General features: G+C 63.6%; 22 protein-coding genes. 10 read left to right on the forward strand and 12 right to left on the reverse strand.

Annotation, left to right across the window (positions count from 1 at the left end; translation table 11 throughout):
• Positions 1-34 precede the first annotated feature (34 nt).
• Both ACFOJ9_RS27535 and cysG read right to left on the reverse strand, forming a co-directional pair.
• Positions 35-328 carry a DUF2849 domain-containing protein gene (locus ACFOJ9_RS27535; protein WP_378983361.1) on the reverse strand — a complete coding sequence of 98 codons (294 nt, stop codon included), beginning with the start codon at positions 326-328 and terminating at the stop codon, positions 35-37.
• Complete coding sequence (cysG, locus tag ACFOJ9_RS27540; RefSeq protein WP_378983363.1) at positions 325-1,776, reverse strand: siroheme synthase CysG; 1,452 nt, start codon at positions 1,774-1,776, stop codon at positions 325-327. Before cysG ends, ACFOJ9_RS27535 begins: the two co-directional genes overlap by 4 nt.
• A gap of 25 nt (positions 1,777-1,801) precedes the next feature.
• Here cysG and ACFOJ9_RS27545 point away from each other — a divergent pair, with 25 nt between their 5' ends.
• From ACFOJ9_RS27545 to ybaL, 3 genes are all read left to right on the forward strand, one after another.
• Positions 1,802-2,008: a hypothetical protein gene (locus ACFOJ9_RS27545; protein ID WP_378983366.1), complete on the forward strand. Its 207-nt coding sequence runs from the start codon at positions 1,802-1,804 to the stop codon at positions 2,006-2,008.
• Positions 2,009-2,196: 188 nt separating this feature from the next.
• The gene (locus ACFOJ9_RS27550) at positions 2,197-2,646 is read left to right on the forward strand and encodes a baeRF12 domain-containing protein (protein ID WP_378988086.1); all 450 of its coding nucleotides are present in this window, start codon (positions 2,197-2,199) and stop codon (positions 2,644-2,646) included.
• A 223-nt stretch (positions 2,647-2,869) separates the two neighbouring features.
• The gene (gene ybaL / locus ACFOJ9_RS27555; protein WP_378983369.1) at positions 2,870-4,654 is read left to right on the forward strand and encodes a YbaL family putative K(+) efflux transporter; all 1,785 of its coding nucleotides are present in this window, start codon (positions 2,870-2,872) and stop codon (positions 4,652-4,654) included.
• Positions 4,655-4,710: 56 nt separating this feature from the next.
• Here the strand turns inward: ybaL and ACFOJ9_RS27560 are convergent, their stop codons facing one another.
• Positions 4,711-5,520, reverse strand: a complete 810-nt coding sequence (locus ACFOJ9_RS27560) for an AraC family transcriptional regulator (protein WP_378983371.1) — start codon at positions 5,518-5,520, stop codon at positions 4,711-4,713.
• Between the two features lie 211 nt (positions 5,521-5,731).
• On the opposite strand from ACFOJ9_RS27560, the gene ACFOJ9_RS27565 reads away from it, so the two are divergent.
• Positions 5,732-6,652, forward strand: coding sequence for a zinc-binding dehydrogenase (locus tag ACFOJ9_RS27565; RefSeq protein WP_378983374.1), 921 nt, complete (start codon positions 5,732-5,734; stop codon positions 6,650-6,652).
• 25 nt (positions 6,653-6,677) lie between these two features.
• On the opposite strand, the gene ACFOJ9_RS27570 is transcribed toward ACFOJ9_RS27565, so the two are convergent.
• Positions 6,678-7,430, reverse strand: coding sequence for an SDR family NAD(P)-dependent oxidoreductase (locus ACFOJ9_RS27570; protein ID WP_095199543.1), 753 nt, complete (start codon positions 7,428-7,430; stop codon positions 6,678-6,680).
• Between the two features lie 165 nt (positions 7,431-7,595).
• Here ACFOJ9_RS27570 and ACFOJ9_RS27575 point away from each other — a divergent pair, with 165 nt between their 5' ends.
• The gene (locus tag ACFOJ9_RS27575; RefSeq protein ID WP_378983377.1) at positions 7,596-7,814 is read left to right on the forward strand and encodes a nuclear transport factor 2 family protein; all 219 of its coding nucleotides are present in this window, start codon (positions 7,596-7,598) and stop codon (positions 7,812-7,814) included.
• A 165-nt stretch (positions 7,815-7,979) separates the two neighbouring features.
• Here ACFOJ9_RS27575 and ACFOJ9_RS27580 read toward each other — a convergent pair whose 3' ends face one another.
• The 7 genes from ACFOJ9_RS27580 to ACFOJ9_RS27610 all read right to left on the reverse strand — a co-directional run bounded on the left by ACFOJ9_RS27580 (position 7,980) and on the right by ACFOJ9_RS27610 (position 14,464).
• Positions 7,980-10,253, reverse strand: a complete 2,274-nt coding sequence (locus ACFOJ9_RS27580) for a transglycosylase domain-containing protein (RefSeq protein ID WP_378983379.1) — start codon at positions 10,251-10,253, stop codon at positions 7,980-7,982.
• A gap of 71 nt (positions 10,254-10,324) precedes the next feature.
• Positions 10,325-11,320: a YncE family protein gene (locus tag ACFOJ9_RS27585; RefSeq protein WP_378983381.1), complete on the reverse strand. Its 996-nt coding sequence runs from the start codon at positions 11,318-11,320 to the stop codon at positions 10,325-10,327.
• A gap of 156 nt (positions 11,321-11,476) precedes the next feature.
• Positions 11,477-11,623: a hypothetical protein gene (locus tag ACFOJ9_RS27590; protein WP_013529552.1), complete on the reverse strand. Its 147-nt coding sequence runs from the start codon at positions 11,621-11,623 to the stop codon at positions 11,477-11,479.
• 25 nt (positions 11,624-11,648) lie between these two features.
• Entirely contained in the window at positions 11,649-11,903 is a 255-nt protein-coding gene (locus tag ACFOJ9_RS27595) for a GlsB/YeaQ/YmgE family stress response membrane protein (protein ID WP_013529551.1), read from the reverse strand.
• A 110-nt stretch (positions 11,904-12,013) separates the two neighbouring features.
• On the reverse strand, positions 12,014-12,217 hold the full coding sequence (locus tag ACFOJ9_RS27600; RefSeq protein WP_127414445.1) for a hypothetical protein: 204 nt from the start codon (positions 12,215-12,217) through the stop codon (positions 12,014-12,016).
• A gap of 97 nt (positions 12,218-12,314) precedes the next feature.
• A complete protein-coding gene (locus ACFOJ9_RS27605; RefSeq protein WP_127809295.1) occupies positions 12,315-12,935 on the reverse strand; it encodes a ribonuclease D in 621 nt (206 codons plus the stop codon).
• 143 nt (positions 12,936-13,078) lie between these two features.
• Positions 13,079-14,464 carry a M20/M25/M40 family metallo-hydrolase gene (locus tag ACFOJ9_RS27610; protein WP_378983385.1) on the reverse strand — a complete coding sequence of 462 codons (1,386 nt, stop codon included), beginning with the start codon at positions 14,462-14,464 and terminating at the stop codon, positions 13,079-13,081.
• 420 nt (positions 14,465-14,884) lie between these two features.
• Here ACFOJ9_RS27610 and polA point away from each other — a divergent pair, with 420 nt between their 5' ends.
• On the forward strand, positions 14,885-17,842 hold the full coding sequence (gene polA / locus ACFOJ9_RS27615; RefSeq protein ID WP_378988089.1) for a DNA polymerase I: 2,958 nt from the start codon (positions 14,885-14,887) through the stop codon (positions 17,840-17,842).
• Positions 17,843-17,938: 96 nt separating this feature from the next.
• Here the strand turns inward: polA and ACFOJ9_RS27620 are convergent, their stop codons facing one another.
• Entirely contained in the window at positions 17,939-18,343 is a 405-nt protein-coding gene (locus ACFOJ9_RS27620; protein WP_127264562.1) for a Fur family transcriptional regulator, read from the reverse strand.
• A 252-nt stretch (positions 18,344-18,595) separates the two neighbouring features.
• Here ACFOJ9_RS27620 and ACFOJ9_RS27625 point away from each other — a divergent pair, with 252 nt between their 5' ends.
• The 4 genes from ACFOJ9_RS27625 (at position 18,596) to ACFOJ9_RS27640 (ending at position 25,038) form a co-directional block, all read left to right on the forward strand.
• Positions 18,596-20,800 (forward strand): caspase family protein, encoded by a 2,205-nt coding sequence (locus ACFOJ9_RS27625; protein ID WP_378983389.1) that lies wholly within the window; start codon positions 18,596-18,598, stop codon positions 20,798-20,800.
• Between the two features lie 124 nt (positions 20,801-20,924).
• Positions 20,925-21,305, forward strand: a complete 381-nt coding sequence (locus tag ACFOJ9_RS27630) for a hypothetical protein (RefSeq protein WP_378983392.1) — start codon at positions 20,925-20,927, stop codon at positions 21,303-21,305.
• Positions 21,302-22,009, forward strand: a complete 708-nt coding sequence (locus ACFOJ9_RS27635) for a DUF4760 domain-containing protein (RefSeq protein WP_378983395.1) — start codon at positions 21,302-21,304, stop codon at positions 22,007-22,009. The genes ACFOJ9_RS27630 and ACFOJ9_RS27635 overlap by 4 nt, the downstream gene beginning before the upstream one ends.
• Before the next feature lie 2 nt (positions 22,010-22,011).
• The gene (locus tag ACFOJ9_RS27640) at positions 22,012-25,038 is read left to right on the forward strand and encodes a hypothetical protein (RefSeq protein ID WP_378983397.1); all 3,027 of its coding nucleotides are present in this window, start codon (positions 22,012-22,014) and stop codon (positions 25,036-25,038) included.
• Positions 25,039-25,145: the final 107 nt, after the last annotated feature.

The following is a 25,145-nucleotide window of genomic DNA, read 5'->3' on the forward strand; positions in this document are numbered from 1 at the left end:
TTCGGGGCGCGTCCGCCCATGCCTGGTGTCTTGGTTATGCTGCCTTGGCAGCCTGCTTGCCGAGATCGTTGCGGATGGTCGGGCCGGCAGCGCGGATCTTCTCGCGCAACCGTACCGGCTCGACGACGCCGTTGACGACATCGGCATCGATCAAATTCACGTCGACCACTTCGTTGGCGGCATAGGCCTTGGCGCCGATCAACTCGAGCCTATCTTCGGCTGCCTTGTCATGAGCGAGGTCGGCATGGTTCACCGTCTCGGCCCAGCCGCCGTCGGCGTACCAGACGGCAATGCCGTCGGTGAGGCGGTTGGCGGTCAGTATCTTCATTGCTGAACTCCCTCAGTGGCAGCGACGGGCGCGCCTTCATGCCTGTGTGCCGCGAGCGGCTCGGACCGTTCAAAGTTGGCGCCGGCGACCGCATCGCCGATGATGGTCATGACCGGACCGGAAAGATCGGCGCGCGCTTCCAGCGACGGCAGGTCGGCAAGAGTGCCGTGGAAGCGGCGACGGTTGGCGAGGCTGGCATTCTCGACCACGGCCACCGCGGTATCCGGCGACAGCCCGGCCTCGATCAGCCGGCTGGCAACCTCGGCCGCAACCGAGCGGCCCATGTAAACTGCGACGGTGGCGCCGGAAATGGCGAGCTTGGCCCAGTCGGGCAGCGAATTGCCCTTGAGGTCATGGCCGGTGGTGAACACCATCGACGAGGAAACACCGCGCAAGGTCAGTGGCAGTTCGAAATCGGCGGCGGCGGCAAAGGCCGCGGTGACGCCCGGAACCACCTCATAGGCAATGCCGGCATCACGCAGTGCCGCCATCTCTTCGCCGGCCCGGCCGAACACCAGCGGATCGCCCGATTTCAGCCGCACGACGCGCTTGCCTTCACGGCCAAGCTCGACCAGCAGCGCATTGATCTCAGCCTGGCTCTTGGTGTGGCAGCCCTTGCGTTTTCCGACCGGCAGGCGCTCGGCATCGCGGCGGCCCATGGCAACGACCGCCTCCGGCACCAGCGCATCATGGACGATGACATCGGCTTCCATCAGCAGACGATGGGCACGCAAGGTCAAAAGATCCTCGGCGCCCGGGCCGGCGCCGACCAGGGCGATGTGGCCGCGAGCAGGCGTGTTCGACAGCAGCAGATCGACGGCGGCGTCATGCGCCTGCGAAAGCTGGCCGGCTTCAGCCGCGCGGGCAGGAGCGCCAGCGAAGAAATCATTCCAGAAGCGGCGGCGCGCATTGCCTCTCGGCAGCAGCTTCTCGGCAGCCCCGCGAAACGACGCGGCAAGAATTGCCAGCGGCCCGAGCGACGGCGACAGCATGCGGTCGATGCGGCTGCGCAGCATCTGGGCAAGCACTGGGCCTGCACCTTCCGTGCCGATGGCGATGGCGACCGGCGCGCGGTTGACCAGCGCCGGGGTGAAGAAATCGCAAAGCTCAGGCCGGTCGACGGCATTGACCGGAATGCTTAAGCGCCGCGCATCCGTGGCCACGCGGCGGTCGAGTTCCTCATCGCCGCTGGCGGCAAACACCATGACCGCGCCTTCGAGCTGCGACGCGTCGTAAGCGGCGGCAAAATGGGTCGCGCCGGTCTGAGCGATGAAGGCGAGTAGATCGGGCTCGGCGTGTTCCGCGACGATGCGCGGGACAGCGCTCGACTGTCCGATCAGCCGCGCCTTGGCCAGCGCCTCTTCGCCGCCGCCGACGATGGCCACAGCTCGCCCCTCGACCCGCACGAAGACGGGGAAGGCATTGAGTTTTGGAGCAGTGTGCGACATGGCGCGAGCGGAATCCTGAACAGGCTTGCAGTTCTACGCGCGGGCGCGAGAAACCAGAAGGAACGCACTCGCGCATCGCCTGTCGGGATGCAATCGCTTTTCTGAAAGCATCCCGGCCAAGAGAAAAATATTTCCCGTTGGCGAATGGAGCGGATTCAAGCTGCTGTCGCAAGCCTTGATTTACAGCTCTTTTAGCGCCCGCCGAGAAGTGCCGCAAAACAGTTTTTTCTAAATTCTACCAATTTAGTAGATTAAAGTCGCAGGCACTGGATAGTCAAAATGTCCAACGCCGGTGAGGGTGCCGACTGGAACATTACTGGCTCGGGGCGCGTTCCTCAAAAGGCCCATCACGTCAGATCGAAACCCGGCCGCGGAATGTCACAAAAGGCCACCGCGCGGCCCAAAAAGGAGCCTGTCATCATGAGCACAATCAACCTGAAGCACGGCACCTGGGTCATGGTGGCCGATGGTGAGAAGGCGCTTTTCCTCAGGAATGCCGGCGACACCAAATTCCCCAATCTCGAGGTGGTGCAGGAAATGCAGCAGGACAACCCGCCCACCCGCGAGCAAGGCAGTGACAGCCCGGGCCGATATAATAATGGTCCCTCCGTGCACCGCAGCGCGGTCGAAGACACGGACTGGCACCGCATCGGCAAGGAGCGTTTCGCCGATGAAATCGCCGCCCGGCTCTACAAGCTCGCGCATGGCGGCGAGTTCAACGAAATCGTGCTCGTCGCGCCGCCGCTGGTGCTCGGAGCCATGCGCAAGAAGCTGCACAAGGAAGTCGAGGACAAAGTGACAGCTGAAATTCCCAAGACACTGACCAAGCACGCTATACCAGACATCGAGGCCCTGCTGCAGGCAGCCTGATCGTTGTCGATCGATCGCGCCGGATCGGGACCGAGTAACAGCGCACAAATTCTAATCCGGCCGGCGGCTTCCTCAACCGCCGGTCAAACTATTTGCGGCCGCACCGGCAATTCCCGGCTTTGCGGGTTGCATCGCCGACATCCCATCCACCATATTGCAAACAGGCGGCGGCTTCGGGCGGCGCACATCCGACATCATCGACTTGAAAGGCGCTCCATAGACAATGCCGCATGACACGCCCCTTATCGCCACCATCGTCGCCGGTCTGGGGCTGGCTTTCGTCTTCGGCGCTCTCGCCAACCGCTTCCGCATCCCGCCGCTGGTCGGTTATCTCGTAGCCGGCGTGCTGGTCGGGCCGAACACACCCGGCTTCGTCGCCGATGCCGGCCTTGCCAACGAACTGGCCGAAATCGGCGTCATCCTGCTGATGTTCGGCGTCGGCCTGCACTTCTCGCTCAAGGACCTGCTGTCGGTGCGCGCCATCGCCGTGCCCGGCGCCATCGTCCAGATCGGCTTTGCCACCGCGCTGGGCGCTGGGCTATCGTGGATGCTCGGCTGGTCGATGGGTGCGGGGCTGGTTTTCGGTCTGGCGCTGTCGGTCGCCTCGACCGTGGTGCTGCTGCGCGCGCTGCAGGAGCGGCGGATGATCGAGACCGAGCGCGGCCGCATCGCCGTCGGCTGGCTGATCGTCGAGGATCTGGCCATGGTGCTGGCGCTGGTGCTGCTGCCGGCGCTGGCCGGCGTGCTCGGCGGCCAGGAGCAGGCGGACGCCCATGCGAGCAGCCTGCTGTCGCTGCCGGCCAGCTACGGCATCTGGGGCGTCGTCGGCATCACGCTGGCCAAGGTCGCTGCATTCGTCGTCGTCATGCTGGTGGTCGGCCGCCGGGTCATTCCCTGGATCCTGCACTATGTCGCCCACACCGGCTCGCGCGAATTGTTCCGGCTGGCGGTGCTCGCAATCGCGCTCGGCGTCGCCTTCGGCGCGGCCAAGCTGTTCGGCGTCTCGCTGGCGCTGGGTGCCTTCTTCGCCGGCATGATCATGAGCGAATCCGAACTCAGCCACCGCGCGGCGGAGGAATCGCTGCCGCTGCGCGATGCCTTCTCCGTGCTGTTCTTCGTCTCGGTCGGCATGCTGTTCGACCCGTTCAGCCTGATCAGCAATGGCTGGCCGATCCTGGCGACGCTGGCCATCATCGTCATCGGCAAATCGTTGGCGGCGTTTGTCATCGTCGTTGCCTTCGGCTATCCCTTGGCCACGGCATTGATGATCTCGGCAAGCCTTGCCCAGATCGGCGAATTTTCCTTCATCCTGGCCGAGCTCGGCGTCGGGCTGAAACTATTGCCCGAACAAGGCCGCGACCTGATCCTGGCCGGCGCCATCCTGTCGATCGTCCTCAACCCACTGATGTTCCTGGCTATCGACTGGATGAAGCCATGGCTGGAGCGGCGCGCTACCAGGACGGCGCCGCCGATCGAGGCAAAGCCGGTTGGTCCGGCGACGGAACCGGGCCAGGTTGCCTCTATTGCAGCCACGACGAAAGCGGAAGACGGGCCGCCGCCCGGGACAACCCTCACCAACCACGCCATCCTGATCGGCTATGGCCGCGTCGGCAGCCTTGTTGGTGCGGCACTGAAGCAGGCTTCCCTCCCCTTCCTGGTCGTCGAGGATGCCGACAAGACATTGGCCAGACTGAAGGCCGATGGCATCGACACAGTCTCCGGCAACGCGGCCAACGCCGACGTGTTCGCCGCCGCCAATCCCGAAGGGGCGAAGCGCCTGATCCTGGCCATTCCCAATGCCTTCGAGGCCGGACAGATCGTCCTCAGGGCGCGTGCCGCCAACCCCGGCATCAACGTCATCGCCCGCGCCCATTCCGACGCCGAGGTCGAGCATCTCAAGGGGCTCGGCGCCGACACGGTGATCATGGGCGAGCGCGAAATCGCGCGCGGCATTGTCGAAGAGGTGCTTGGCCACAAGCCGGGGGCTGCCGAGCCGTCCGCTGCCTGAGCCGATCCTGCTCGGCGACAGATTGCCGTGGCGATCTCTGCTCGCAGACGGGTTGATCAAGCGACGAATGCAGAACCGCCATTCTGCGCGACACTGCTGAGGTATTTTGCCGGTGGCTTGCCGAGCGCCTTCTTGAACATGGTGATGAAGGCCGTGACGGATTCATAACCGAGATCGCCCGAAACTTGCTGCACGCTCGCGCCGGCGGCCAGCTCTCGTATTGCGACGATCAAGTGCAGTTGCTGACGCCAGCGGCCGAAGCTTAAGCCCGTCTCCTTCACCACGAGACGGGCGAGACTGCTCTCACTGAGCGCGACGCGATTGGCCCATTCCGCCAGTGTGCTGCGGTCGGCAGGATCTTGCGCCAACGCTTCGGCGATGCGCCTCAAGCGCGGCTCGGATGAGATCGGCAGATGCAGCTGCTGGACAGGCATACGCGGCAGCTCGGTAAGCAGGGTCCTGGTCAAAAGCTCGTCCCTCGCCTGATCGTCCTGCACACCATCGGACAGCTCGATGATCAATTCGCGCAGCAACGGCGAGATCGAAAGCGTGCAGCATCTGTCCGGCAGATCGGCAGCTCCCGGCTCGATATACACGAAGAAAATACGAGCGTTGGCGGTCGCGACATTGCTGTGCTCCATGTCGCCGGGAATCCAGACCCCGCAATGAGGCGGTACCATCCACAGGCCGCTTGGGACGCGGCAGGTGACGCCGCCTGCAAGCGCGAAGACGAGTTGGCCCTTGCGGTGCCGATGGGCGGGCACCTCCGCTCTGGTCTCGGGGATGTCAATGCGCACGGCAATCGTCGGCGCGGAAGGGTCATCCACATCGAGATTGAGCCAGGGGTAACGGAGGGGTTGTCTCATGTTGACTGTTTTTAGCGATCGAATGCTTCAATATCTAGATTATTCGAGGGGGAAAATCGATAGGTTCCACTTTGCGAATGAACAATTCTGGAGCGTGCGGAACTGGCGAACTTTTCTTCGGCCGGCGGCCGCCAGCGCTCCAAAGTCGAACCAGCAAGACCGGGCATAGCAATTGTCCAAAGGCATCCACCGCAGCAATGAGATATGAACCATGCTCGCCCTCGTCATCTCTTCCGACAGCGCGACCGGACTAAGGATCGCGGAGCTTGCCGAGCCTCAACCGGCCTCGAACGAGGCGCTCGTCTCGGTCCACGCAACCTCATTGAACCGCGGCGAACTGCGCCTGCTCAGCATACGCCCGGACGGCTGGATACCCGGCCAGGACATCGTTGGGGTCGTCGAACGGGAAGCAGCCGATAGCTCGGGGCCGGCCGTGGGCACAAGGGTTGCGGCTCTGGTCGACCAGGCCGGCTGGGCTGAACGTGTCGCCGTTTCAACCGACCGTCTCGCCGTCCTGCCTGATGGCGTCAGCTTCGCCTCCGCAGCCACGCTTCCGGTCGCCGGCACGACGGCGCTGAGGACTTTGCGCCATGGCGGCGACCTGACTGGCCAGCAGGTCCTGATTACCGGCGCCAGCGGTGCGGTCGGTCGTTTCCAGATCCAGATAGCCCGCGAGCAAGGTGCCTCGGTGACCGCGATCGCCGCCGCCCGCCAAGCCGACGATCTCCGCAGTCTGGGAGCCAAGCAGGTAGTCGAGTCGATCGAGCTGGCCGAGGGGCCGTTTTCGCTGATCACCGAGTCGGTGGGCGGCAAAAGCCTTGCCCACGCGATCGAACGCGTCGCACCTGGCGGGACCATCGTCATGTTCGGTTCGAGCAGTGGCGAACTCACACCCATTGGATTCCGCCAGTTCGTTCCGGATCATGAAGGGGCGAGGCTTCAGACTTTCGCGTACTACACGTCTGGCTCAGGCATAGGCGCGGACATCGCCTCGCTGCTCGCTCTGGTCGCGGCTGGCCAGCTCGAAACCCGCGTGGCCCTCACCGTGCCGTGGACAGACATCGCCCAAGCCCTGGACGCACTGCGACAGCGCAGCTTCAGCGGCAAGGCCGTTCTCACCATGGCCGAATGAGCAGTCCGGCCTAAAGTCTGCTCGCTCACACGTGCTGGCCGCCATTGATGTGGATTTCCGAGCCCGTCACGTAGGATGCCTGCTGTGAGCACAGGAAGAAGATGATGTCGGCGACCTCGGCCGTGGTGCCAAGCCGTCTCAACGGGATCGTTTCGACGATCTTGTCCGTGCCCGGCGACAGGATCGCGGTATCGATCTCGCCGGGCGCAATGGCGTTGACGCGAATGCCGTGCGGGCCGAAATCATGCGCCATCTCGCGCGTCAGCGAGCCAAGTGCCGCCTTCGATGTCGCATAGGCGGTGCCGGCGAAGGGATGCACGCGGGTGCCGGCGATCGAGGTGACGTTGACGATCGAGCCCTTGGCCGCCGCCAATTCCTTGAACAGGCCGCGCGCCAGCATGATCGGCGCGAAGAAATTGACCTGGAACACGTCGCGCCAGACATGCATCGGCGTGTCGATCGAATCCATGCGACTGTTGCCGTCCTTGAGCTTCGGCGAAATGCCTGCATTGTTGACCAGCGCATGCAGCTGGCCGCCATGTGCTTCCAGCCGGTGGCGGATTTCCGACACCGCGATGCCGACATCCTCCTGATCGGCGAGGTCGACCTTGATGTGGTCTTCCGGCCCGGCCGGCCACGGGCAATCTTCGGCAAAGGCCTGGCGCGAACAAGTGATGACACGCCAGCCCTCGCGCGAAAAGCGCTTGACCGTGGCGTGGCCGATGCCGCGGCTGGCGCCGGTCAGCACGATGGTCTTTCTGGTGTCGAGTTCAGCCATTTCAGGATCTCCGGCCGGCAGATGTAGCCGAACGCCGCCGAGGTGGCGAGAGGCCGAAATGTCACCATGCGCCTCAGAAGAGGAACCGGGAAGCCGACTCGCCGTTGGTTCGATAGGTGCGGGACAAGGGCGCGAGGTTTCAGATCAATCAATCGGGACAGAGTCATGACACCGACAGCACCCCTCGACATCGCCACCGCCTTCACCAAGGCGTGGACAAGCCACGACCTCGAAAAGGCAGCATCCTATGTCGCCGACGACGTCGTTTTTGATGGGCCGATGCAGCAATCGACCGGCAAGGCTTCCTATCTGAGGGGCCTCACGAGGCTTTCCCAGGATGTGACCGGGGTGCGCATGATTGCGGCCTTCGGAGACGACAGCTAGGCGCCGCTCATGTACGATCTGGTGACGAAATCGTCCGGAGCGCTCTCCTGCGCCAAGCATCTCACCGTCAGTGACGGCAAGATTCACAGCGACAAGCTGACCTTTGACAGCAAGCAACTGGGCAGCGCCAAGCCGAAGGCAAATAGCGCTCAACTCTGGCTAGACTCAACCGCCGCCAAGGATATCGAGGATCGAGGTCTGCCGCTTCTTGCGCGGACCGCCGACGTCGCCTGGCGGCACTGGGTGCTTGATCGACGCGGTGGCGCCGTTATCCTCCGGCATGGAAAGGCCATCGGCATCGACGGTCTGGGCGGGACGGACCGCGCGGACCGGCGTTGGCGCTTGGGCGACCGGCGCGGCTGGCCGCGCCGCGGACTGGCCGACGGACGCGGATGGAACCGGCGCCGGCGGCGAGTTGTTTGCCGAGGGTATCTCGTCGGGCACGATGGTGTCGGCCGGCGTCGATTTCCAGGTGCCGGGCAGTGGCCGCACCGGCACGCCCTCGTGGGCTGCGACCATGAATTCGTGCCAGGCCTGCGCCGGCAGTGCGCCGCCGGTGACCTTCTTCATCGGGCTGCCGTCATCATTGCCGAACCAAACACCTGTGGTGAGGTTGGCGGTGTAGCCGACGAACCAGGCGTCGCGCGAATTCTGGCTGGTGCCGGTCTTGCCGGCGGACGGCCAGGCAAAAGCCGCTTTCCGGGCGGTGCCGATCTCGACCGTACCCGTCATCATCGAGTTCATCATGCCGACGATCTCGGGCTTGACGACGCGCGGCGCGCTGCCGCCACCGCTGTCGTAGAGCACCTTGCCCTCGGTGGTCGTCACGCGGCGGATGAAATGGATGTCCGGCTTGTAGCCGCCATTGGCAAAGGGGACATAGGCCGAGGTCAGCTCCAGCGGCGTCACTTCCGAAGTGCCGAGCGCGATCGAGGTGTTGGACTGCAGGTCGGACTGGATGCCCATGCGGTGCGCTGCCTCGACAACCGCATTCGGCCCGACCTCCATGGTCAATTGGGCGGCGACCGAATTCAGCGATTTGGCCAATGCGGTGGCCAGCGTCACCTTGCCGAAATATTTGCCGCCGTAATTGTCGGGCGTCCAGTTGCCGATCTTGATCGGCGCATCGTTGCGCATGCTGTCGGGCGTGCGGCCGGCCTCAAGCGCGGCCATATAGACAAACGGTTTGAACGCCGAGCCCGGCTGGCGGCGTGCTTCCGAGGCACGGTCGAATTGGCTGGTCGAATAGTCGTAGCCACCGACCATGGCGCGCACCGCACCGGAATCGTCGATCGACACCAGGGCGCCCTGGCTGACGTTGAGCTTCTTGCCGCTGTCGTCGATTAGCCTGCGGATCGACTGTTCGGCGATCTTCTGCAGGTTCAGGTCGACGGTGCTGTCGACGACGATGTCGCCGCGGACGTCGCCGATCAGGTCGGGCAATTCTTCCATGATGGTGTCGGCGACGTAGTTCTCCGAGCCGGTCCAGTAGGACGGCGCACGCGTTGCCGGCGCGCTCATCGCCGAGGTCAGTTCCTTGGCGCTGATCTTGCCCTCGTCGCGCATGGCGGCAAGCACCAGCTGCGAGCGTTCCTCGGCGGCCTTCGGATCGCGTGCCGGCGACAACCGCGACGGCGCCTTCAACAGGCCGGCAAGGAGGGCGGCTTCCGACAAGGTGACGTCGCGCGCGCTCTTGCCGAAATAGCGGCGCGAAGCCGCTTCGACTCCATAGGCGCCGGAACCGAAATAGACCCGGTTGAGGTACATTTCGAGGATCTGGTCCTTGGTGTGCTTGTGCTCCAGCCACAGCGCCAGCAGCACTTCCTGCACCTTGCGTTCCAGCGTGCGGTCGGGCGTCAGGAACAGGTTCTTGGCCAATTGCTGGGTCAGCGTCGAACCGCCCTGCGAGAAATGCCCGCCAATCACGTTGGTCACCATGGCGCGGGAAAGGCCGATCGGGTCGATGCCGAAATGCGAATAGAAGCGGCGGTCCTCGATGGCGATGACGGCCTCTGGGATATAGGGCGACATTTCGTGCAGGCCGACCGCCTCGCCGCCGCTCATGCCGCGATTGGCGAGCAACTGGCCATCGGCCGAGACGATCTTGATGTTGGGGGCGCGGTCGGGGATCGACCAGGTCGTCGCCGCAGGCATCTTGGCGCCGTAGTAGACGACGATGCCGGCCGCCGCGATGCCGCCCCAGATGGCAAGCACGAAACACCAGTAAAACAGACGGCCGAACACACCAAACAGGCCGCGCCGGCTTCTGCCGCGCCCACTGCGCGACGATTTCCCTTTGGCCGGCTTGCGTTTTGCGGAGGCTTTGCGGTTGCTCGGCACGACGCGATCCTCCTCGTTTGCCGAAAGACCCGCCGAGGATCGCGCCTGCGGCGGCCCCTCGAAACTGGGTTCGATGCGGCTGTCTCTGCGGTTCGCCATGCGCTGTGCTTGATATCCCCGATGCCTATGGCGTTCGAGTTGAAGAGTAGATGCGGCGATTTAAGGGCGGGTTAAGTCTCGCCGAGTTCGATCATCGAGGGCCCGGTCAGCGACGCCAGCGCGAAAAAGGCCAGCGGCTGCTCTTCGCAGGTCACCGCGACGACGCTGTTGGACCGGTCGATGTCGAGGCCTTTCGGCCCGCCCTCCTCCGGACTGGCCCTGCCGCGCAGGAAGGCTGCCTCGTCGAGCACGGCAACCGAGCGCGCGGGCTCGCGATGCTCCTTCCAGCCACCGTCGCCGGCATAAACATGCACCATCTGGCTGCCCGCGTCGGCGACGAGGATATGCTGATCGTCAGCGGTAAAGCGCACGCCGTGCGGATAGCCGGCGTTCTGCAGGATGCCGGTCGGTTCACTGTCCGGTCCAAGCGACGCGGACATCCGGTAGAGTTTTACGTCCTTGGTGCCGTGGCTGCTGACGGCGATCCACTGGCCGTCATGGCTGAGCGCAATGCCGTCAGGAATATCAAGACCACGCTTCAGAAGCAGCTGATTGCTGGTGACGCGATAGCCGAGCCACCGGTTGACCACGTGCCGGGTGACCAGATGCGTGTAATTGTTGCAGACCAGCAGGCTGACCCGGCCGTGCGACTCGAGCCTGACCGCAATCGAGCCCGGCGAATTCAGTTTGCAGTACCGCCCGCCCTTGACCCGGCGAATGGCCGTAATCTCACGACATTGGCTAGCCGGTTCTTCACGCGGCAGAGCAAATAGCGCAACCAGCCCATCGCGATTGGCGATCGCCAAAGTGCGATCATCGATGAAATCGAGGCCATGGATTTCGCCCATGCTGGCGGACGTCAACTCCATGAAATTGTGGAGTGTAACGCCTGGCCCATCAGGTCCCGTCTCGACGTCGATGCGCAGGATCAGGCAGCGCTTGCGCGCATATCCGGCGATTGCCAGCAATCGATTGTTCGGCGAAAAGCGCAGATCTTCGGTGCGTCCGATTTCCGCAAGCGCGGCCCGCACGGCGCCGCCTGCCTTGAAATCGATCCGGCGTATCATCGGCGGCGCAGCCCGAGGGGCCAAGCGATGGTCGAGACTTGTCTTGCCGGCCCGATCCATCGACTGTTCGCCTCGTTTTGATGTCGCCGACCAAGCCTGACAGCGCCCATCAGCGGTGATCAGCTGCGGCCCGCCGAAACCGTCGGCGCTGAGCCCTCAGTTCTGCTGAATCGAGATGCCTTTGTCGTCGATCTTGAGTTCGACACCCTTCGGTTTGGTCTGCTCGCGATAGACATAGATTCCGAGCGCAATGACCACGACGACGAGCGCGCCAATGACGAGATAGAGCGTATTCTGTTTCATGGCGCGCTCTTTGCGTTGTCGAGCCTCAGGCTCGTTTCAGGACCTTGACCAGCACCAGCAGGATGATGGCGCCGATGGTGGCATGGATGATTGCAGCGAGAGTGCCGCCGCCGATGGAGAAGCCGATCCGCGGGAACAGCCAGCCGGCGATGAACGCGCCGACGATGCCGACGATGATGTTGCCGATCAGGCCGAAACCGAAGCCGGAAACGATGAGACCGGCGAGCCAGCCGGCGATGGCACCGATGATGATGAAGACGAGCAGGCTTTCTACACCCATAGAGATTTCCTCCGAGCAAGAGGGCGACGGCGGAACGGAAAGCTCCGAATCGGCCTCGATATCAACGGCTTCAGGCTATTCGAAAGCGGCCGACCTCGCCAGCGGCGCCCTTATTGATCGTCATCGTCGCTTGCGGCAGGCCGCCAACTGGTCGGCTCGACCTTCTTTTGCGTGTGACTGTCGGTGTAGACCCACCAGCCGTCGTCGCGATATTGCGCGATGGATTCGTTGATCACGCCGTCGCTGTCCTTCCAGGTGACGGAGACCTTGGAGCCGTCGGTCGGCGCGGTGGCAATCGGCTTTCTGTCCGTCATGTCATTCCCTTTGAACCGGCAACGCTGAGCCGGCAGAACGCGACTGCCTGCATCTGGTTCCAGCCCGGCCATCGGCAGCAGATCGCCGCAACGACCGTCAGCTATGGGCGAAGATATCCTCTTCGTCCCAGCCCATCAGATCGAGTTTGGCACGCGTCGGCAGGAAGCGGAAGCAGGCATCGGCCTCCTTTGTCCGGCCGTCTCGCGCCAGCCGGCCGGCCAGCACATCGCGCAAACGGTGCAGATAGAGCACGTCGGAAGCGGCATATTCGAGCTGTTCGGGCGACAGCGTCTCGGCCGCCCAGTCCGACGATTGCTGCGCCTTGGACAGGCCGACGCCGAGAAGCTCGAAGCAGATGTCCTTCAGCCCGTGCCGGTCGGTGTAGGTGCGGGTCAGCCGCGAGGCGATCTTGGTGCAGAACACCGGCTCGGGCATCACCCCGAATGCATTGTAGAGCACGGCAAGGTCGAAGCGTCCGTAGTGGAACAGCTTGGTCACGCCGCGGTTTCTCAGCAGGCTGACGAGGTTCGGAGCCTTCTTCTGGCCGGGCGCGATCTGGATGACATCGGCCGTGCCGTCACCCGGCGAGATCTGCACCACGCACAGCCGGTCGCGATGCGGATTGAGCCCCAGCGTCTCGGTGTCGATGGCCACCGCCCCGACATTGTAGTGCGAAAGGTCGGGCAGGTCATGTTTGTGGAAACGGATGTCGGCCATTGTCTTCTCCGGTCGAGCCTTGGGCGTCCCCTGATCCGCAGGGGACGCCGCAGCGCTTTATATCGTGGCCCGTCCTCGCCGTGATCCGCCGAAAAATCAACAGAAAGTTGATTTTCACGCCACTACCGCGATTTTCCCGCAGCTCAGCGCGTCAGCGCCTCCAGAATCCGCGCCCAGGAGCGCTGGCCCTTGTGGAAGGAGCTGAGTTCGTATTTCTCGTTTGGCGAGTGGATGCGATCGTCGTCGAGGCCGAACCCGACCAGCAGCGATTCCATGCCGAGATAGGTCTGGAAGTCACCGACCACCGGGATCGACCCGCCGCTGCCCGTCGTCACCGCCGGCTTCGGCCATTCGTCGGAGAGCGCATCCTTGGCCTTGGCCAAGAACGGCGAGTCATAGGAAAGCTGGATTGCCGGCGAGCCGCCATGCGGGTGGAATTCGACCGAGCAGTCGGCCGGAATCCGCTCCTTGACGAATTTCTGGAACGCTGCGCGGATTTTCTTGGGATCCTGTTTATGGACGAGGCGAAACGAGACCTTCGCCGAGGCTTCCGCCGCGATCACCGTCTTGAAGCCCTTGCCGGTGTAGCCGCCGATGATGCCGTTGAACTCGGCCGTCGGCCGCGCCCAGGTCAATTCCAGCACCGAGCGGCCCTTTTCACCCGACGGAATCGACAATCCGACCGGCCCGAGGAAGGTCTCGGCCGTCTCGCCGAGCGTCTCCCACGATTTCAGGATCTGCGACGGCGTTTCCTCGACCCCGTCATAGAAGCCGGGAATGGTGATGTGGCCGTCCTTGTCGTGGATATCAGCCAAGACCTTGACCAGGATGCGGATCGGGTTGGCGGCAGCACCGCCATAAAGACCGGAATGCAGGTCGCGGTCGGCAGCTTTCACCGTGATCTCCTCACCGACCAGCCCGCGCAATCCGACGCAGATCGACGGCGTGTCGCGGTCCCACATGCCGGTATCGCAGACCAGTGCGAAATCAGCCTTGAGTTCGTCGGCATTCGCCTCGAGGAACGGCTTCAGCGACGGCGAGCCGGATTCCTCCTCGCCCTCGAACAGGATGGTGATGCGGCACGGCAGATTGCCATGCACCTGCTTCCAGGCGCGGCAAGCCTCGACGAAGGTCATCAACTGGCCCTTGTCGTCGGCCGAACCACGGCCGGTGATCACCTTGTGATCCGGCCCGACCTCCTTGATGGCAGGCGCGAACGGGTCGCTTTCCCACAACTCGATCGGGTCGACGGGCTGCACGTCATAATGGCCGTAAAACAGCACATGCGGTGTATCAGCCGGGCCGTCGTGATGCGCAACCACCATCGGGTGGCCGGGCGTGTCACGAACGCTGGCATCGAAGCCGATCAGCTTCAGTTCGGCCACCAGCCATTCCGCTGCCTTGCGGCAGTCGGCGGCATAGGCCGGATCGGTGGAGATCGACTTGATCCTGAGCAGGCCGAACAGGCGTTCGAGGCTCTGGTCGAGATTCTTGTCGAGACGGTCGAGGACGGGGGAAACTGCGGACATGTGTGAAGCCTTTCCATTCAGAACCGGAACCGTAAAGGCAGGACAGGAAAACGAAAAGCCCGCGATCGTTGGACCACGGGCTGCAAACGCCTGTCTGAGGTAAAAAAGACCGCCGTGGTGGAGGGGGAACCACGGCGGCCTTCTACTCGAAACGATGCGGCAGCCCGGAGAGGGGGGATAGGCTGCCGCAGGTGTCCGGGATAGGCGGGGGACGGGCCTTGCTCCGGACTCGGCGAAAACTGCCGATGCCCTGTATTTGTGTCTTTGAACATGGCGATTCAAGGGCACGAAGATTACACTTTTGTAACATAGGCGTGAGCGGGCCGGCCCGCGGCCATTCTGTCAGGGTGTTGCCGGAACCGATAGTTGAGGTTGCCTTTGGCATGGACCAAGCCGCCGCGCCGCGCTATCCCTGCCGACATGAAAAAAGGCGATCATCTCTTCCTTGTCGACGGCTCCGGCTACATCTTCCGTGCCTATCACGCGCTGCCGCCGCTGACCCGCAAATCCGACGGCCTGCCGGTCGGCGCCGTTTCCGGCTTCTGCAACATGCTGTGGAAGCTGATGCTCGACGCCCGCAACACCGATGTAGGCATTGTGCCGACGCATTTCGCCGTCATCTTCGATTATTCGTCGAAGACCTTCCGCAACGACCTCTACCCCGAATACAAGGCCAACCGCTCGGCACCGCCGGAAGACCTGATCCCGCAATTCGGCCTGATCCGCCAGGCGACCAGGGCGTTCAACCTGCCTTGCGTCGAGATCGAAGGCTACGAGGCTGACGATCTGATCGCCACCTATGCCAAGCTCGCCTGCGAAGCAGGCGGCGACACCACCATCATCTCCTCCGACAAGGATCTGATGCAGTTGGTCGGCGACACGGTCGGCATGTACGACCCGATGAAGGACCGCCAGATCGGCATTCCGGAGGTGATCGAGAAATGGGGCGTGCCGCCGGAGAAGATGGTCGACCTGCAGGCGCTGACAGGCGACTCGGTCGACAATGTGCCAGGTGTGCCCGGCATCGGGCCGAAGACGGCAGCGCAACTGCTCGAACAGTTCGGCGACCTCGACACGCTGCTGGCCCGCGCCGGCGAGATCAAGCAGGACAAGAGGCGCGAATCCATCATCGCCAACGCCGACAAGGCGCGCATTTCGCGTCAACTGGTGACGCTAATGAACGACGTGCCGGTGGCCGAGGGGCTGGACGACTTCGTCCTGCACGCGCCGGACGGGCCGAAGCTGATCGGTTTCCTCAAGACCATGGAATTCACCTCGCTGACCCGCCGCGTGGCCGAAGCGACAGGCACCGAGGCCGGTGACGTCCAGGCTGTCGCGGTGACCGTCGAGCGCGCCGATCATGCCCATGGCCCCGATCTCGGGGCCGGAGCTTTCATCGAGGCGCGATCTGCCGGGGCCGGCGAAGACGGCGCGGCGAATCGGGCGCCGGGCGCCGAGAAACCCATCAGCGGCGACACCCCTTCCCTGCTCGCCGCGCTGCGGCTGGAGAGTGCGGCGACCCGCAAGATCGATACATCAGCCTATCACTGCATCCGCGATGTCGCGACCTTGAAAGCCTGGGTCGCTGAGGCAACCGGGACCGGCCTTGCCGCTTTCGACGTGAGGGCGACGTCGGCCGATCCGATGCAAGCCGAGTTGATCGGCATATCCATGGCCACGGCGCCCGGCCGCGCCGCCTACATTCCTTTTACCCACAAGAGCGGCAACGGTGACCTGCTCGGCGGCGGCGTGGTTGAAAACCAGATTCCTCTCCGCGAGGCGCTGGCTGTGCTGAAACCGCTGCTGGAAGACAGATCGGTTCTCAAGATCGCACAGAACCTGAAATACGATCTTGTCATCATGAGCCGTTATGGCATCGATGTCGCGCCCTTTGACGACACCATGCTGATCTCCTACGTGCTCGATGCCGGCACGCCCCATGGTCACGGCATGGATGCGCTTGCCGAGAAATGGCTGGGCCATACCCCTCTCCTGCTCAAGGACGTGACCGGCTCCGGCAAAAGCTCCGTCGGTTTCGATCAGGTCGACATCGGCAAGGCGACCGCTCACGCCGCCGAAGACGCCGATGTGACGCTGCGGCTCTGGCTGGTGCTGAAGCCGCGGCTTGCCGCCAAGGGGCTGGTGTCGGTCTATGAACGGCTTGAGCGGCCTCTGGTGCCGGTGCTGGCGCGCATGGAACAGCGCGGCATCTCGGTCGACCGTCAGATCCTGTCGCGGCTCTCCGGCGAACTGGCGCAGGGCGCCGCTCGCCTCGAAGAAGAAATCTACCAGCTCATCGGCGAACGCATCAACATCGGCTCGCCAAAACAGCTCGGCGACATCCTGTTCGGACGCATGGGCCTGCCCGGCGGTTCCAAGACCAAGACCGGTCAGTGGTCGACCTCGGCGCAGCTTCTCGAAGACCTCGCCGCCGAAGGCCATGAACTGCCGCGCAAGATCGTCGACTGGCGCCAGCTGACCAAGCTCAAATCGACCTACACTGACGCGCTGCCGGGCTTCATCCACCCGGACACCAAACGCGTCCACACGTCATACGCGCTCGCCGCGACGACAACGGGCCGGTTGTCATCTTCTGATCCGAACCTGCAGAACATCCCGGTGCGCACCGCCGAAGGCCGCAAGATCAGGACCGCCTTCATCACCGACAAGAGCCATCGGCTGGTCTCGGCTGACTACAGTCAGATCGAGTTGCGCGTCCTCGCCCATGTCGCCGAGATTCCGCAACTGCGGCAGGCTTTCGCCGACGGCGCCGATATCCACGCCATCACCGCGTCGGAAATGTTCAACGTGCCGGTCGAAGGCATGCCTTCGGAAGTCCGCCGCCGCGCCAAGGCGATCAATTTCGGCATCATCTACGGCATTTCGGCCTTCGGCCTCGCCAACCAGCTGTCGATCCCGCGTGAAGAGGCGAGCAACTACATCAAGAAATATTTCGAGCGCTTCCCCGGCATCCGCGACTATATCGAGGAGACCAAGGCCTATGCCCGCGAGCACGGCTTTGTCGAAACGATCTTCGGCCGCCGCATCCATTACCCCGATATAAGATCGTCCAATCCCTCGCTCCGCGCGTTCAACGAGCGCGCCTCGATCAACGCCCGCCTGCAAGGCACCGCCGCCGACATCATCCGCCGCGCCATGATCCGCATGGAGGAGGCGCTAGAGAAAGCAGGCCTCTCCGCACGCATGCTGTTGCAGGTGCATGACGAACTGATCTTCGAGACCGTCGAGGCTGAAGTCGAGGCGACGATCCCGGTCGTCCGTCACGTCATGGAGAACGCGGCGATGCCGGCGGTTTCGATGTCGGTGCCCCTGCATGTCGATGCGCGGGCCGCCAACAACTGGGACGAGGCGCATTGATGCCTATTGTGGGCATCGGTAGCCGGTTAGGTCGCGATCCTTCGCACCCCCCTCTGTCCCGCCAGCATCGAAGGTTTCTTCACGCCTGACTTGGCTTCACGCAGCCTCAGCCAGGCACTTGGCACACGTCCCGCGAAACTCGATCACCGCCTTCTTGGCGGCGAAGCCGGTGGAGCGCACCCATTCGTCCAGGCGGTGGCCGACATCGTGGTCGGACATTTCGGTCACTTGCCCGCACGTGTCGCAGATGGCGAAGGCGGTCATCGAGTGGCTGTGGTCGTGCGGTTCGGCGCAAGCGACGAAGGAGTTGATGCTTTCGAGCCGATGCACGAAGCCGGACTTCACCAGCGTGTCGAGCGCCCGATAGACCTGCAGCGGCGCGCGAAAACCGCGCTCGCGCAGTTGGTCGAGCAAGGTGTAGGCGCTGAGCGGCCCGCTGGCGGCCTCGAGCTTCTCGAGCACGCACACCTGGTTCTTCGTCAGCACATCCCTTGCCGCCATGGTCCTGATCCAACTCGTCTTGCGTCGCTCGCGCATCATTTCCCGCGCGCAAACGATCCCTGTCCCCTCCAGATAGCGACGAACAGGCATTTTTGCTACTGTTTCCAGCATCTCTGCCCGGAAGGCTGTCGAGAACATCGACCGGAGCGGGTAACAGGCCGGTTGCTCTCCGATGCAACATTCAAAATACTGACAAAATCTTCGGCAAGAGTTGCCGTGCTTGGAAATTCGATCGGGCTTGGGGAAGCAATCATGATCAAATTGACGCGGCGGACGCTGCTGGTCGGCACGTCCGCGCTGACGATGGCCGGCATGGTGTCGTTCCGGACCCTGGCCGCATCGCGCACCTACCATGCGCTGCTGATCGCCTGCACCGAATATCCCAACCTGCCGCAGAGGAACTGGCTGATCGGGCCGAAGAACGATGCCGGCCTCGTCCACGACTATCTCCTGAAGAACGTGCCCGACCCGGTGCGGTTCGCGCCGGAGAACATCACGCTGCTCGCCAAGGATGTCCCCGGCGCCAGTGGCCTGCCGACGCATGCGGCGATCAAGGCGGCATTGGCCGACCTTGCCGCCAAGGTGCAGCGCGACGATTTCGTCTATCTGCATTTGTCCGGTCACGGCGCCCAGCAACCGCAGATGGTCAGGGGCGACGAGACCGACGGGCTCGACGAGATTTTCCTGCCCGTCGACATCGACAAATGGATCAACCGCGATGCCGGCGTGCCGAATGCGCTGGTCGACAACGAGATCGGCGCGGCACTCGACGCCATCCGCGACAAGGGCGCCTTCGTCTGGGTGGTGTTCGACTGCTGCCATTCCGGCACCGCGACGCGCGCCGTCGAGGTCGACGACGAGATGGAGCGCAAGGTCGAGTTCGCCGACCTGGTCGGTGGCAGCGAGGCCGAGAGGGCCGCCGCGATCAAGGCCTATGACGAGGTGATTTCGGCCGCCGGCTCGCGCGGCATCGACGACAACGGCGCGCGCAAGCCCGCCTTCAGCCTGACTCCGACCGGCGGCGAACCGATCGCCAAGGGCAAGCTGGTCGCCTTCTATGCCGCACAGACGGTGGAGACGACGCCGGAAATGCCGCTGCCCAAGGGCACGGCGGATGCGCCCCGGTTCGGCTTGTTCACCTTCACCATCCTGTCGAAACTGGCCGAAAACCCCAACGTCACCTATCGCCAGCTCGGCCAGGCCGTGCTGCAGCAATATTCGGCCGACAGCCGTACCCGGCCGACGCCGCTGTTCGAAGGCGAACTGGATGCTCGTGTGTTCGGCACCGACAAGACCGACGCGGTTATGCAGTGGCCTGTCGTCATCAAGGACGGCGAAGCGACGATCGGCGCTGGGCTGCTGCACCGCCTCACCCCGGGCAGCAAGCTCGCCATCCTGCCTTCGGCGCTGTCGCCCCTGTCCGACGCTGTCGGCTATCTCGAGGTGCAATCGGCCAAGAACCTGGAAAGCCGCGTCAAGCCGGTCGAGTTCGACAAGAAGCCGGCGCTCAAAGTCGCCGACTTCCCTGCCAATGCCTATGCGCGGGTGGCGGAGATCGCCGTCGACTACAAGCTCGTCGTGGCGCGGCCGGCCGCGGCCAAGGGCCTTGAGAAGGAAACCGCGCTGGTCAATTCGGTTCTCGACGAACTGGCCACAGCCAAGGAGACCGGCTTCAACATCGAGCTGGTCGAGCCCGGCAAGAGCGCCGAGCTCCGCTTTGCGGTGATGCGCGAGAATGCTGTTCCCGGCGCCGCCAAGGAGGCGACCGACAAGCCGGCGCTGTGGTTCCTGCCGGCGTCGGGCGACGTGACCCTGAAGGACGGCAGCAAGCCGCCGCTGATCATCATCCACATGGATGACCGGAAAAAGCTGGTCGAGGCGACGACCCGGAATCTGCGCACCATCTTCCGTGCCACCGGGCTTTCACGGCTGGCGGCGGCCTCCGACTACAAGCCCGAGGACGTCGATGTCCAGTTCCAGGTCAAACGCCGCGACAAGGACGGCCTCGAACCCTTGCAGGCTTCCGTGGTGCCGCGCGTTTCGCCGGGCGACGAAGTGCATGTGCTGGCCAAGAACAGTTCAGATCTGCTGGTCGACATCAACGTGCTTTATGTCGGCAGCGACTATTCGATCACCCACATCGTTGCCGAGCGCCTTGCCCCACAGGCCACGCTCGAGGAGGGGCTGCTGGCCTTCACCGACACCAGCTTCGGCATGGAACGGATGATCGCGGTTTTGACCGAGGCACCGCCGGAGAGCGAGAAGGAGGATCTGAGCTTCCTGGCGCAGGACGGCGTCGCCTCGGCGACACGCGGCATGGGCTCCGCCGGCTTCTCCGACATGCTGACCGATCTCGGCATGGCGCCGGCAACCCGCTCGGTGATGCGGCTTGCCGACAAGAGTGGGCCGAAAGGCGCGGTGATGATTTTCCCCATGGAGACGGTGCCGCGCGCCTGAACGAATCCCGGCGCCAAAGCCTCCGGGCTCTGTTGCGCCGGCTCTTGCGCGATCGGTACGATGTGAGAACATTCCGGGCCGCGGCCTTGGCGCATGACAGCCGGATGAACGGATAGGATCGATTGTGAAGAACTCTGTGTTTTCCTGGCGTGGAACGGCGGCTGGCCTTGCCGGCGGCCTGTTGCTGATCGCCAATGCTTCGGCGGACGAGGCCTGCGGCCTGTGCGTGAAGCAGATCGTCACCAACTCGGAACTGGCGACGTGTTTTCTCGATCAGTATGACCAGATCGCCAAAAGCGCCAGCGGTGCCGTTGTCGTCGATCTTAGCAACTGCGCCTCGCGCGGCGTTGTGGAGGCGTTGCCGTCACCGAACAAGGGGGCGGCGGAGCCCGACGTCCAGTTCATGATTTCACACCTACAGCTGGAATGCCTGAAAAAGAAGCTGGAGGCGCCAGGCATCGTGCTGGATCCCTCCGCCACCATCGAACTGGACACCTGCGGATGAAGAAACCGGCGGGCAACACCAGGCAAACAGCAGCTACCGCGCCCGCAAAAGCGTCAGCCGCAAAGCAGACGCTGCCGGAAACCACCGAAGGTTTCCCATGGCCGAGCAGCCACGAGATCAAGAAGGAGAGCAACCCCTTCACCGATCGCGACTGGCGCATGCTGGTCTATGCCTGGTCGGGCATGGCAGTGCGTCTCGCCATCATCTTCACCTTGATGTTCTCGGTCTATCAGTTCCTGGCCAACCAGGAGCAGAAGCGCGTCGAGCAGACGATGTCGCTGGTCGAACTCTGGGAAACCAAGGACTACCAGCAGGCGCAGCGCGCGCTGAAAGATCGTCTGACGGCCCTCAACGCCAAATATGACAATCTGCTCAGTGCCAATCCCTCGCCGACCGAGGAGCAGGTGTTCCGGCAGCGGATCGGCATCGAGGCGATGACCGCCTCCGGTGGCGACATGCCGCTCGCCGATTTCAGCGAGAATTTCGACCGCATCGTCTATTTCCTCAACCGGCTGTCCTTCTGCATCGACGGCGATTTGTGTTCGCGCAAAGTGACCGATGCTTATTTCCGCGACTACGCCGTTTCGTTCTGGAGTTATTTTGCCGGCTATATCGACAAACAGCGCAAGGCGGGCTCTCCCACTTTCGCCTCGGCAATCGAGGCGTATGTGCGTAATGGGTCGCCCGCGGCCGAAGCCAAATAGCGATGGGAAAATCCAGCCTCCGCCTGATGCGGACCTGCCGCTGGCTGGCCCTGGCCGGGGCCTTGATTGCGAGTTCGGTTGCCCATGCCGAAAACGCACCGGATTTCCACCTCGACCTCAATACAGGCGGCCACAGTGCGCAGATCACCGACCTAACCTTCACGCCCAACGGCGAGGACCTCGTTTCGGCATCCAATGACAAGACTATCCGCATCTGGGACTGGCAGAGCGGAGTGACGCTGCGCACCATCCGCGGCTATCTCGGCAACGGCAGCGACGGCAAGATCTTCGCTGTCGCGGTCTCGCCCGACGGCAAGACGATCGCCGCTGGCGGCTATTTCGGCGCCAGCCTTGGCGACAAGCCGCCCTATGGCGACATCAGGCTGTTCGACTTCGCCACCGGCAAGATGAAGGGCGTACTCAAGGCCGCCGACTACGCGACCTACGATCTGGCCTTCTCTCCCGATGGAAAAACGCTGGCTGCCGGTGGCGCCGACGGCGTCGTCTATCTCTGGCGGCTGGACGACAAATCCGCGACCGGCTGGACATTGGACAAGAAACTCGACGCCGATTCCTGGCACATCGACAAGCTCGCTTTCGCGGCCGCGGGAAGCCGGCTGGCCGCGACCACCACCGACAACGGTATCCAGCTCTGGGACGTCGTGAAGGGCGAAGAGATCGCACTGCCTGACGAAGCCGAGCCACTGCGGGACATCAGCGTCATGGCGCTGGCCGTTTCGCAGGACGGCAGCCTGTTTGCCACCGGCAGCAAGGACGGGCAGGTGCATCTCTGGCGGGCTGCTGACGGCACGCTGGCGCGCGCCATGCCGGCGCAGGATTTCCTCATCGGCTCGCTGACCTTTGCCAAGGATGCACGGCTGGTCGCCTCCTGCGGCTATCGCTGCGCCGACAAGCACCGTTCCATCGTCTGGAACACCGACACCGGCGAGAAGGCGCTCGACTACCCCGGCCATGACGGCACGGTCTACGCCACCGCCGCCAATGCCGATGGCTCTCTGGTGGCGACCGCCGGCGGCACGCGCAACGCCATCCAGGTCTGGGACCCCGCAACCGGCGAGCGCAAGGCCCTGTTGCAAGGAGTGGGCGAACCGGTGACCGCGGTCGGCATCGACGCGGCCAATGACGTCATCGCCTGGGGCAACGCCAACCCTTGCCCCGATCGCGTGGCCTGCCCCGAACAGCAGGGCGCTCTGGATAACAGATTGGAGCTGCCCGCCGCCGAGCGTTTCTTCGAGGACCCGCAGCCGCTGACGGAGCCGGGCTCCTTTGCCCGCGCCGCGCTGGCCGACCGTCAGTGGTCGCTGCGCGCCAAGATGGGCGGCAAGGACGCCCTGGAAAATGCCGTGCTGGAGATCGCCAATGGCGGCAAAATGGTGCGAAGCATAGAAAACGACGCCACCAACGGCTTTGTCCATTCGGCCTACACGCTGATCGACCATGGCCTTGGCCTGATCACCGGCGGCAATGATGGCACGCTGATCGAATACCGGACCGCGACCGCGAAAGTGTCCGGCGAATTCACCGGCCATAGCGGCGAGATCAACGCCATGGTTGCCTCGGAGAAGGCCGGCCTGCTGGTTACCGGCAGCGCCGACCAGACGCTCAGATTGTGGAACCTGCAGACGCACGAACTGATCGTGTCGATGTTCTTTGCCGGCTCGCAATGGATCGTCTGGATGCCGCAGGGCTACTACTATTCCTCCGACGAGGGCGACAAGCTGATCGGCTGGCAGGTCAACCAGGGCCGCGACCACGAAGGTCGCTTCATCCGCGCCGGCCAGTTGAAGAAATACCTCTGGAGCCCTGAAATGGTGCGCCGGGCAATCATCCTGCGCAGCGCCAAACAGTCGGTCAAGGAGATGCGGCCGGGCGTCGACAACGAGTTGCAGAAGCTGCTGCAGCGCAAGCCGCCAGAGTTCGCCATACGCCTCGCCGACGACCAGAGCAAGGTCCGCGACGGCTATGTCGCCGTCGAGATATCAGGCGCCAGGGAAGCCGGAGCGGATGTCGCCGGCTTCTCGATCCTGTCGAACAGCCGCAATGTCGGCGACGTCACCGCCCGCGAGGTGGACGGCAACAGCACCATTGTCGAGATACCGGTCGAGAATGGCGAGAACACCATCCGCATCACCGGCACCAACGAGTTCGGCTATCTGACCGAACGCAGCGTGACGGCACTGGCAAGAAAGACCGAGAAGGCCGAGGCCAAGGGCAAGCTCTATGTCGCGGTCATCGGCGTCGACAAATACCCGTTCCTGACCGATGCCTGTTCAGGCCGAGCCTGCGACCTGCGCTATCCTGTCGACGATGCGACAGAATTCCTGGAGGTGATTTCGCAGAAATCGGCGCCGCTGTTCTCATCGATGGAGACGCTGGTCCTGGTCAACCGCGAGGCACTCGACGAGAGCCCCACCAAGGCCAAGCAGACCTACGCCGTCGCCAGTGCCGACACCATCATGGAGCCCGACTCCGACACGATCGACGACCAGCTCGCCGATTTCCTCGACCGGCCGGGCGAGCGCGACACCACCATCATCTTCGTCGCCGGCCACGGCATCAACATCGACGAGGACTATTATTTCATCCCGACCGACGGCCGCAAACAGGATGCCGAACGCTGGAAACGGTCGTCGCTGGTCGACTGGTCGGACATCCAGAAGTCGGTCGAGCGGGCCAAGGGCATGCGCTTCATGCTGCTCGACACCTGCCATGCCGCCAACGCCTTCAATCCACGCCTGGAAAAAGACGCGCAGGACGCACGCATCGTCGTGTTTTCGGCGACCGCCGCCAACAACACAGCCGCCGAACTGCCGGAACTCGGCCATGGCGTTTTCACCTATTCGGTCCTCGAAGGCCTGCGCGGCAAGGCCAAGACGTCGGACGGCGGCGTCACGCTGTTCGGCCTTGCCGACTATATTTCACGCGAGGTGGTGCGGCTGACATCATCGAAGCAGAAGCCGTTCTACTATGTCGGCGGCGTGGAGAACATCGTGCTCGCCGAGCCATGAGGAGGCCAGGTCTGCGCCAAGACACCCCCCTCTGTCCTGCCGGACATCTCCCCCGCAAGGGGAGAAATCGGCTGTCATGGCTGCTTACGCTGATCTGCAGGGCTGCA

Origin of the sequence: Mesorhizobium cantuariense (genome assembly GCF_042647205.1) — a bacterium.
In the GTDB taxonomy this organism is placed as follows: domain Bacteria; phylum Pseudomonadota; class Alphaproteobacteria; order Rhizobiales; family Rhizobiaceae; genus Mesorhizobium; species Mesorhizobium cantuariense.